This is a genomic window from Halioglobus sp. HI00S01 (genome assembly GCF_001635445.1).
Classification (GTDB): Bacteria; Pseudomonadota; Gammaproteobacteria; order Pseudomonadales; family Halieaceae; genus Halioglobus; species Halioglobus japonicus.
Genome location: NZ_LWEE01000322.1, coordinates 58623 through 67974, shown reverse-complemented (window position 1 = coordinate 67974; position 9352 = coordinate 58623). Strand labels below are relative to the sequence as shown.

Annotated in this window: 14 protein-coding genes; 2 read left to right on the top strand and 12 right to left on the bottom strand. The window is 56.4% G+C overall.

What is annotated here, in order from left to right:
* Positions 1–19 precede the first annotated feature (19 nt).
* Entirely contained in the window at positions 20–358 is a 339-nt protein-coding gene (gene yajC / locus A3709_RS20070; protein ID WP_066058896.1) for a preprotein translocase subunit YajC, read from the bottom strand.
* A gap of 91 nt (positions 359–449) precedes the next feature.
* Positions 450–1232 (bottom strand): exodeoxyribonuclease III, encoded by a 783-nt coding sequence (locus A3709_RS20065; protein ID WP_066058893.1) that lies wholly within the window; start codon positions 1230–1232, stop codon positions 450–452.
* Between the two features lie 176 nt (positions 1233–1408).
* Between A3709_RS20065 and A3709_RS20060 the strand changes: the two genes are divergently transcribed.
* Positions 1409–1912, top strand: coding sequence for a MarR family winged helix-turn-helix transcriptional regulator (locus A3709_RS20060; protein ID WP_066058890.1), 504 nt, complete (start codon positions 1409–1411; stop codon positions 1910–1912).
* On the opposite strand, the gene A3709_RS20055 is transcribed toward A3709_RS20060, so the two are convergent.
* The 10 genes from A3709_RS20055 to moaC form a co-directional block, all read right to left on the bottom strand.
* Positions 1909–2361, bottom strand: coding sequence for a nuclear transport factor 2 family protein (locus tag A3709_RS20055; RefSeq protein ID WP_066058887.1), 453 nt, complete (start codon positions 2359–2361; stop codon positions 1909–1911). The genes A3709_RS20060 and A3709_RS20055 overlap by 4 nt on opposite strands.
* A gap of 14 nt (positions 2362–2375) precedes the next feature.
* Positions 2376–2807: an HIT family protein gene (locus tag A3709_RS20050; protein WP_066058884.1), complete on the bottom strand. Its 432-nt coding sequence runs from the start codon at positions 2805–2807 to the stop codon at positions 2376–2378.
* Between the two features lie 22 nt (positions 2808–2829).
* Positions 2830–4062 carry a cytochrome P450 gene (locus A3709_RS20045; protein ID WP_066058881.1) on the bottom strand — a complete coding sequence of 411 codons (1233 nt, stop codon included), beginning with the start codon at positions 4060–4062 and terminating at the stop codon, positions 2830–2832.
* Between the two features lie 180 nt (positions 4063–4242).
* Positions 4243–5334 (bottom strand): MBL fold metallo-hydrolase, encoded by a 1092-nt coding sequence (locus tag A3709_RS20040; RefSeq protein WP_197484316.1) that lies wholly within the window; start codon positions 5332–5334, stop codon positions 4243–4245.
* 10 nt (positions 5335–5344) lie between these two features.
* Positions 5345–5821, bottom strand: coding sequence for a thioredoxin-dependent thiol peroxidase (gene bcp / locus A3709_RS20035; protein ID WP_066058876.1), 477 nt, complete (start codon positions 5819–5821; stop codon positions 5345–5347).
* 3 nt (positions 5822–5824) lie between these two features.
* On the bottom strand, positions 5825–6373 hold the full coding sequence (locus A3709_RS20030; protein ID WP_066058873.1) for an NUDIX hydrolase: 549 nt from the start codon (positions 6371–6373) through the stop codon (positions 5825–5827).
* Positions 6374–6450: 77 nt separating this feature from the next.
* Entirely contained in the window at positions 6451–6927 is a 477-nt protein-coding gene (locus A3709_RS20025) for a flavin reductase family protein (protein WP_066058871.1), read from the bottom strand.
* Positions 6928–7009: 82 nt separating this feature from the next.
* Entirely contained in the window at positions 7010–7450 is a 441-nt protein-coding gene (gene moaE / locus A3709_RS20020; protein WP_255359763.1) for a molybdopterin synthase catalytic subunit MoaE, read from the bottom strand.
* 19 nt (positions 7451–7469) lie between these two features.
* Positions 7470–7721 (bottom strand): MoaD/ThiS family protein, encoded by a 252-nt coding sequence (locus A3709_RS20015; RefSeq protein ID WP_066058861.1) that lies wholly within the window; start codon positions 7719–7721, stop codon positions 7470–7472.
* Positions 7714–8196: a cyclic pyranopterin monophosphate synthase MoaC gene (gene moaC, locus A3709_RS20010; protein ID WP_066058859.1), complete on the bottom strand. Its 483-nt coding sequence runs from the start codon at positions 8194–8196 to the stop codon at positions 7714–7716. The genes A3709_RS20015 and moaC overlap by 8 nt, the downstream gene beginning before the upstream one ends.
* Positions 8197–8331: 135 nt before the next feature.
* Here moaC and A3709_RS20005 point away from each other — a divergent pair, with 135 nt between their 5' ends.
* Positions 8332–9348, top strand: a complete 1017-nt coding sequence (locus A3709_RS20005) for an LLM class F420-dependent oxidoreductase (RefSeq protein WP_066058856.1) — start codon at positions 8332–8334, stop codon at positions 9346–9348.
* The last annotated feature ends 4 nt before the right edge of the window (positions 9349–9352 follow it).

Genomic DNA, 9352 nt, shown 5'->3' with positions numbered 1-9352 from the left:
TGGCCTGGCCCGGAGAGTATCAGCTGATGGACTTCAGCGTGCCCTTGGGCAGCACGGCGTGCACATGGATACGCTGGAACTTCATTTCCACATTATTGGCCACATTCAGCACCATGTAGTTGTCATCCAGCGAGGTCACCTTGCCGAGAATGCCCGAGCTGGTAACGACCTCATCGCCCTTGGAGAGCGCACCGACCATTTCCGCGTGCTCTTTCTGGCGCTTGCGCTGGGGCCGGATAGCAATGAAGTAGAAGAGAACGAACAGCAGTACAAGAAAGCCGATCTGGAACAACTCGCCACCGGCGGGAGGCTGACCGCCCGCCGTCTGGGCGTGGGCGCTGGCAATAAACAAACTCATGCAAAAAATTCCTGTTTTCATGGTGCTCCCTGCGGGAGCGTGAGGCCGCGCTAATGTAACCGGTTTCCGCATCCCCCGCAATGAAGTGCGTTCAGCCTTTAATGTCGAAGTCATACTCCATGATTTGCGGCGCGTGGTCTGAAAAACGCTCGTCCTTGTAAATATCCGCGGAAAGCACTTTATCAGCCAGCTTCGGGGTAATGACCTGGTAGTCCAGGCGCCAACCCACATTATTTGCCCAGGCCTGGCCACGGTTCGACCACCAGGTGTACTGGTCGGGATCCTGGTTGATCAGCCGGAACGAATCGATATAGCCCACCTCGTCATAGAGTGTATCCAGCCAGGCCCGTTCGTGGGGCAGAAAGCCGGAATTCTTCTGGTTACTCTTCCAGTTTCTGAGGTCGATTTCGCGGTGGCAGATATTCCAGTCGGCGCAGATCACAAACTCGCGGCGCTTGCGACGCAGCACTTTGAGATGGTCGAGGAATAGCTCCAGGAAACGATCCTTCTTGGCCTGCACCGCCTCACTGCTGGAACCGGAGGGCATGTACAGGGAAATAACACTGAGGCCGTCGTAATCAGCTTGCAGATAGCGCCCTTCGGAGTCAGCCGGGTCCCAACCGAGGCTTGATATGACCTTGCGCGGCTTCACGCGGCTATAAACAGCAGTGCCGCTATAGCCTTTTTTAATCGCATCGTTGTAATAGCAATGATAGCCCTGGGGATGAAACACGGGATCTTCCAGCTGATCCACCTGGGCCTTGGTCTCCTGAATGCAGACCACATCCGCATCCTGCTTGGGCAGCCAGTCGAAAAAACCCTTGCGCGCAGCAGCGCGAATCCCGTTGGTATTTACAGTAATAATCTTGGCCAAAATTCGACTCCCTCAGGTAAGGCGCCGAAGTGTAACGCGCCACCTGACGAGTATCCAATTTTGTGGCGAATTGCACAGTTTGTTAGACCTGCAAGCCTATTCAAATGGTCAGCTTACGCTAGAATATCCGGCCAATTATAAGTACAGGGGCCGGACGCCCCACTCAGGAGTTCACTGTGAGCAAGTCCACGGCTGAGGCCAACAAGGATATCGCCTATCGCCTCTCCAACAATCTGGCGCGGTTACTGCGCGAATTCAGCAAGGACTTTGAGCGACGCATATGGCGACAACTCAACGAGCAGGGCTACCCGGAAATCCGCCCCGCGCACGTCCAGGTGTTCGCCAACCTCGGTATGGGCTCTGTGCGTGTGTCGGATCTCGCTGAGCGAGCACAGGTGACGCAGCAAGCCATGGGAAAAATGCTCAAGGAGCTGGAGAGACTGGACTTTATCGCCCGCGACATCGACAGCGCCGACAAGCGTGCCAAAGAGATTCGCCTCACCGATAAGGGCATCCAGCTGGCGGTCGACAGCATGAAAATTGTGGATGAGGTGTACGCCCACTACCGCGAGCGTGTCGGCGCCGAGGAACTCACCGCGCTGGAAACTCAGCTACGCCAGGTGGTGGACAAACTGGAGCTGGAATACCTGCCCGAATCCTGGACCGCCGAACAGGACTAGAGGTTCATAAAGTCCGGGGCGTTAAATACCCAGCTTTTCTCCTCGCGCCGGCTGCAAATGCGCCACCCCGCCTCGGTGCGGCGATACTCATCGACGTACCAGACACCGATAAAGTAGGTTTGCGTCTCGCTCTCAGAAAGCCGCATTTCCATAGGGTTGAAGCACATAACACGGCCTTGACCGGTGTCGCCGTCCACACGAATCTGGAGATTGGCATTGAGGTGCTGCGAATTGGGGAACAGCTCGCGGGTCAGGGATGCCTTGAGAAACTCAAGCGTGATGTCCAGGTCGCCCACGCTGCCACCGACTGCAGAATAGTCGACCTGCGCATCTGCCGTGAAAACACTGTTTCGCAGCTCATCAATCTGCTGTTTATCGATAAGATCCGCGTAGTGATAGAGAAGGTCCTGGATCTCAAAGCGATCGGAAATTTCTTGCTGGGAGAGCATTATTTGTCCTTGGTTCAGTCGTCGATTCGCATGGAATAGGCCCGCTCATGCAGGCGCTGTGCCAGCGCCTCCAATTCAGCGGGATCGCCGGGTACGCGCGAGTGAATGTTCAGCTCTGTACCTTTCCAGCGGGGGATGACATGCATATGGTAGTGGAACACACTCTGCCCGGCAGAATCTCCGTTGAGCTGGTAAATGCCCACGCCATCGCAGCCCAGCTCCTCGCGCAGCGTGTGGGCGATGAGTGTGGATACATGCCCCACCATCCCCACAGCCTCCGGCGTCGCTTCAAAGATGTCAGTGAAGTGTTCCTTGGTCACGATCAGACAGTGCCCGGGTTCAGCGGGAAAGATATCCAGAAAGGTTTTCGTGTACCGGGTTTCATGCACCGAGTAACAGGGCGCCTCGCCGCTGAGAATCTTGCAGAAAATACAATCGTCACTCATACGGCCAGGGCCTCCGCTGGTGTTAGCCGTTTGCCACCTCGAACTTGATGGGCATGGATTTAATGCCACTGATAAAGTTGGAACGCAGCCACTGAATCTCGCCATCCATCTGAGGGTTACGAATACGACGGGTAATTTCCTCGAAAATCACCCGCAATTCAAGCCGTGCAAGGTGTGATCCCAGGCAAAAATGCTGGCCAATCCCAAACGCACGGTGCTCGTTGCGCACGTCTTCACGCTGGTTACGAGTGATATCAAAGGTATCCGGGTCGTTGAACACTGCCTCGTCGGAACAAGCCGATCCATAGTACAAGTGCACCCGGTCGCCCTTCTTGATCTGCGCGCCCGCCAGCTCCAGGTCTTCCATGGCCGTACGATTGAAGGCAATGACCGCCGGGTTGTAGCGCAAGAACTCCTCGATGGCGTCATCGATGAGCGAGGGATCGTCAACCAGTGCCTGGTACTGTGCCGGGTGTTCCATCAACAAACGCATACCGTGGCTGGTAACTGTCCGGGTGGTTTCATTCCCCGCCACAATCAGCATCAGGAAAAAGTTGCAGAAATCTTCCTCGCTGAGAGGTTCATCTTCCACGGTGCCACTTAACAGTACATTGACGATGTCGTTTTGTGGATTAGCCTTGTGATCGGCGGCGATCTCCATAGCCATCATGAACATCTCGGCGGCCGCATTAACGCCGTCTTCCTTGGAGGTCGAAAGATCCGGGTCGTCCATGCCGAGCATGATATTGGTCAGTTCGAACAGGCGCTGGCGCTTCTCGAGAGGCACACCCATGAGTTCACAGATTGCCACCAGGGGCAGATCCACCGCGACATCCTGCACAAATTCACACTTCCCGCCCTCAATGGACGCTTCAACGAGCTCCCGAGCAATCTCACGGAAACGAGCCTCATAGCTATCGACCATTTTGGGAGTGAACGCCTTGCGCACAATCCGGCGGTACTTGAGATGCTGGGGCGGGTCCATGTTGATGAGCTGGGTGCGCACCATGGCGAGTTCGTCACCTTCCATTTCATTGAGCAGGCAGGATCGCTCTGCAGAGGAAAACAACATGGGGTTCTTGGAAACGTAATCGAGCTCCTGCTGGCGGCTGACCACCCAGTAACCGCTGGCACCGTCTTCACCTTCGTGCCAGTACACAGGCTCGTCGCTGCGTAGGTAGCGAAAGACCTCGCGAGGCAGGCCTCCCTGAAATGTCTCGGGGTTTGTGAGGTTAATATGAGGGCAACCGGTCACGACAGTACTCCTTTTTAGTTATCCGCTGTGAGCTACAGGCTAATAGTAATTAGTCTAAATCAAAGATCAACGGGTAGAGGTGTCCAGAGCGGCCGTTTGCAATGGGCAAAGTCTTCTCGTCGGGCACAGTAGAACCGCGATATCACTTTAAATATCGCGCCTAAATATCTGTTTTAATTGTTAAACCTGAAAAGGAAGCTCGATATCCGCCTGGTGCTGGCGTTTGCGCAGGCGCATCGGCAGTGTGTCATCCACCGCCAGATAGCGATAACGACCTTCATCATCGACACTGCGCTCCAGCTGACCGCGGTGATAGAGATAATTGAGATGCGCAATACACTCTCCGAGGGCGAGCCCGATCTGGCTGTCACTTAACTCCCGCTTGAACAGCACTGGCAGCAATTCGACAGCCGTCTGCGCGATGTCGGAGCAGGCTTCTTCCAGCGCGAGCAAGTGATCTTCATGGTGCTCGATCAGGTAGCGCAGGCGATGATGCAAACCATAGAACGGCAAATTGTGTGCGGGCAGCACCAGGACATCATCCGGCAACACCTGGAGGAACCGCTCGTGGGACTGCAGCCATTCGCGCAGCGGATTCCCCTCGGGCTCAATACCGGAAACACTGATATTGGAAGTGATACGCGGGATAACTTGGTCACCCGAGATAAGGACATTGAGGGATTCGCCATACAGGCAGGCGTGCTCCGGGGAGTGGCCACTACCAACCACGACGCGCCAGCGCTGACCGTTAATCGTCAGCCGTGTGCCCTCTTCCAGACGACGATATGAGGTGGGCAGGGAACGGGTAATGTGCCCGGCACCGCCCATGCTCTTGCGCGCGGCATCGGCGCCAACTTGCCCTCTTCCGGCCCGAATCTGATGCTGTTCATTCGTCCAGCCGAAGTGCTCCGAGGTGGCTCGGGTATACACGAGGCCAGTGAGATATTCGCCCTGGGTGCAGTAGAAAGGCACCTGCCAGCGATCGCACAGCCAACCCGCCATGCCGGTGTGATCGGGATGCCAGTGCGTGGCAACCACCGCCTTAACCGGCTTGTCGCCCAGCTGGTTGGTAAAAATCTGCTCCCAGATTTCTTCGGTGGGGCCCAGGGCTATGCCGGAATCAATAATCCACCACCCGTCCTCGTCTTCCAACAGGTAGAGATTGATGTGATCCAGAGCCAGTGGCAGCGGCATGCGCAGCCAATAAACACCGGGGGCGACTTCGCACAGCTCGCCATGCTCGGGCGCGGCCTCAAACGGGTAACTCAGCACGGGTCGTAACTCACAGACCGAGTTCCTGGATAAGCGCCATGACGTCATCGTGGTGGGTTTTGGTCTTCACCTTGTCCATAACGTGCTTCAGCCTGCCGTCCTTGCCAATAATAAATGTGGTGCGCAGTACACCCATGAACTCGCGACCCATGAATTTCTTGAGCCCCCAGGCGCCGTATTTTTCGGTAATGGCATGATCTTCATCCGACAGCAGTGTGAAATTGAGATCCTGCTTATCGATAAAACGCCCCAATCGGGCCACAGGATCAGGACTCACGCCCAGTACCACCGTATCGAGCTTTGCCAGCGCCTTCTTGCTGTCGCGAATACCACAGGCCTGGACTGTACAGCCCGGGGTCATGGCCTTGGGGTAGAAATACACCACGACGTTCTTTTCATCGCGAAATTGCTTAAGACTGACCTTGTTGCCATCCTGGTCCAACAGGGTGAACGCCGGCGCCATGTTGCCGATTTTAGGGAATGCCATGAATTACTCCTTGTTACGGCGCTTGTATTCGATAGCCGACACGCGCACCGGAAAGCGGCCCTCGGCCACATCTTGAAAATACTCACGAAGGGTTTCCTTCACCGCGGGAAAAGCGATTTCATCCCAGGGAATTTCAGCCTCGCTATACAGTGCCGACTCCAGGCTCTCCGGACCTACGCCAAACGCGCCGTCATCGATCTCACAGCGGTAAAACATATAGACCTGACTGATGTAGGGCACATCAAAAACGCGGTAGAGCTCAAGCCCACTGACACGTGCCCGGGCCTCTTCCCAGGTTTCTCTGGCGGCGCCCTCGGGGGTAGTCTCACCGTTTTCCATGAAGCCTGCGGGCAGCGTCCAGTAGCCATAGCGCGGTTCAATGGCGCGCTTGCAGAGCAGCACCTTGCCCTGATAGACCGGCACACAGCCTACGATTACGCGCGGATTAACATAATGGATTGTTTCACAGCTGACACAGACAAAGCGCTCGCGGTCGTCCCCTTCGGGGATCTTCAGCGCTACCTTGCTGCCACAACTGGTACAGAAATTCATAATATTGACCGCCCCTGGGCCATTAGCTTCGATAAACGCCGAGGAGTATAGAGCTTATCCGCAGTGGGGGCGAGGTATCAGCGAATTTCCGCGTAGCGCCCGGCGTGGAACAACAGTGGCTCTCCGGTTGGCCGGCTTACGACGTCTTCGACCTTACCGACAATGATCAGGTGATCGCCGCCTTCGTGCGTCTGGTGGAGTGTGCATTCAAAGCTGACCAGCGCGCCACGCAGAATCGGTGCCCCGTTACGGCCCATATAATAGTGCGCCTCATCCATCAGGTGGTCGCCTTTTTTGGCGTATTGATTAGATAGCCCCTCCTGGTCCAGCGCCAGGACATTGATCGCAAAGCTACCCGGATTGGCGAAGGTGTCATACATGTCGGAGTTGTTCTGCAGGCTCCAAAGTACCAGTGCCGGATCCAGCGATACTGACGAAAACGAATTGGCGGTCATGCCCACCGCCCTGCCCTGTGCATCCAGTGCCGTCACCACGGTCACTCCGGTTGCAAAGCGCCCCAGTGCATTTCTCAGTTCTCGTCCGTCCAGGCTCATCCACTGCTCCTTAATGTCGATATTGTGTAATAAAAGTCACTATTGGAACGCAGTCGCCGCCCAACCGCATCCCCTGTTTCGGTTACCAGCGCCCTGCCCGGGCACTATCGGACGCTCGTGCCTCAACCCAGGTCGCCCCATCGGGACCCAGCTCCCGTTTCCAGAACGGAGCTCTGGTCTTCAAATAATCCATGGCAAATTCGCAGGCCGCAAACGAGGCTTCACGGTGTGCCGAACTAATACCCACCCACACTATTTGCTCCCCAGGCATCAGTTTGCCCACCCGGTGTACCACACTCGCCGACATCACTGGCCAGCGCTTACAGGACTGCTCGAGAATGTCGCGAATGCTTTTTTCTGTCATACCTGGATAGTGTTCGAGCTCCATGGCGTGCACATCCCTGGCAACATTCTCTGCGCGCACATAGCCGGTAAATGTCGCGACAGCACCCTCCGCATTGGCGCCGGCCAACAGGTCACGCTGCAGCTGGCGGACATCAAAGTCGTCAGTTTGGACTGACACACTCAAGTGAGGCACGCCATTACCCCCCGGTTACCGGTGGAAAGAAGGCTACTTCATCGCCTTCGGCCAGCTCGGGATTGCCATCGACAACCTCGTGATTAATCGCGCGAATCATGTTTTCTTCCGTCAGCACGTCGCCCCAGCTGGGGCCACCTTTCTCAATCAGCGCCTGCTGCAGCGCATCCAGATCGAGACCCGACGTAAACGGCACCGCTTGCTCTGCACAATCGAGGGATTCACGCACGCGACCAAAGAAAAGCACTTTAATCATGCTGTCGGATCCAGTCGCCGGATTTACCGCCCTGCTTCTCCTGGAGGCAAACGCTATCGATGATCATGGCCTTGTCGACGGCTTTACACATGTCGTATATCGTCAGTGCCGCGACTGAGACTGCCGTCAGGGCTTCCATTTCCACCCCGGTTTTACCGGACACCTTGCAGCGCCCTTCGATATTCACTGCGCCTGCGGCCTCGTCGAGTTCAAAGCTGACCTCGACGGCGTTCAACATCAATGGATGGCACAGCGGAATCAGATCGGCACATTTCTTGGCCGCCTGGATACCGGCGATGCGCGCAACTGCGAGTACATCCCCCTTGGCAAAACTGTTGTCGCGCAGCAGGCCCAGCGTCTCGGCAGACATCAGCACGCGGCCGCTGGCGACGGCCACCCGCTGGGTCTCGCGCTTGTCACCCACATCTACCATGTGAGCGGCACCCTGATCATTGATGTGGGTAAGATTTACCATAATTATTCCAGAAGCGAGCCGACGGCAGAGTCTACCAGCCCCTTGAGCATTTAGACCATGCAATTTGGCCTCGAAATACTTATAACTTTGAGCGCGTATCGCATACAGTGGCATTTCTCAAAAGGAGCACCGAACATGGCAAAAATCTCTCTAGGACTTAACCTCGGCTACTGGGGTGCATTGTGCCCCGGCGAAAACCACACCGTTATGGCTCAGGAGGCCGAGCGCCTCGGCTACGATTCAGTTTGGATGGCCGAGAGCTGGGGCAACGACTGCTTTACGCCTCTGGCATGGATTGGTGCCCAGACTTCAACCATTCGTCTGGGCACGTCGATCGCCCAGCTCTCCGCGCGCACGCCCGCGGCCTGCGCCATGGCAACCCTGGCAATTGATGCTTTGTCTGGTGGCCGATTTAGCCTCGGTCTGGGTGTTTCCGGCCCGCAGGTGGTTGAAGGCTGGTATGGCCAGCCCTACTCGAAGCCTGTCACCCGCACCCGCGAGTATGTCGACATTGTCCGTAAGATTCTTGCGCGCGAAGCGCCCGTGACCAGCGATGGCGAGTTCTATCCGCTCCCCTATGATGGACCTGGTTCCTGGGGCATGGGCAAACCGCTGAAACCGATTACCCACCCGATTCGCAAGGACGTACCAATTTTCATTGGCGCTGAGGGCCCGAAGAACGTCACCCAGACCGCCGAAATTGCCGACGGCTGGCTGCCCCTGTACTACTCGCCCTATCGCCAGGATGTCTACGCCGATCAGCTGACCGCGGCTAAGCCGGGCTTCGAAATCTGCCCCACGGTGTTGGTGAACATCAACGACGATATGGAACAGGCCCTGTATCCGGTTAAAGCCATGCTCGGCTTCTACATCGGCGGTATGGGCTCAGCCAAACGCAATTTCCACAAAGAACTGATGGCGAGAATGGGCTTTCCAGATGAGGCTGACGAGGTTCAGCGCCTGTTCCTGGAAGGTAAGCGAGACGAAGCTATCGCCGCTGTCCCGGACCAGTTCGCCGACGACATTTCCCTGGCCGGCCCGAAAGACCGGATCAAGGAGCGACTGGTGGACTGGGAAAACTCCCCGGTGACCACCATGCTCGTAAACGGCGATGTGAACTTCCTGCGCGAGATGGCCGAACTCGCACTCTAACGCG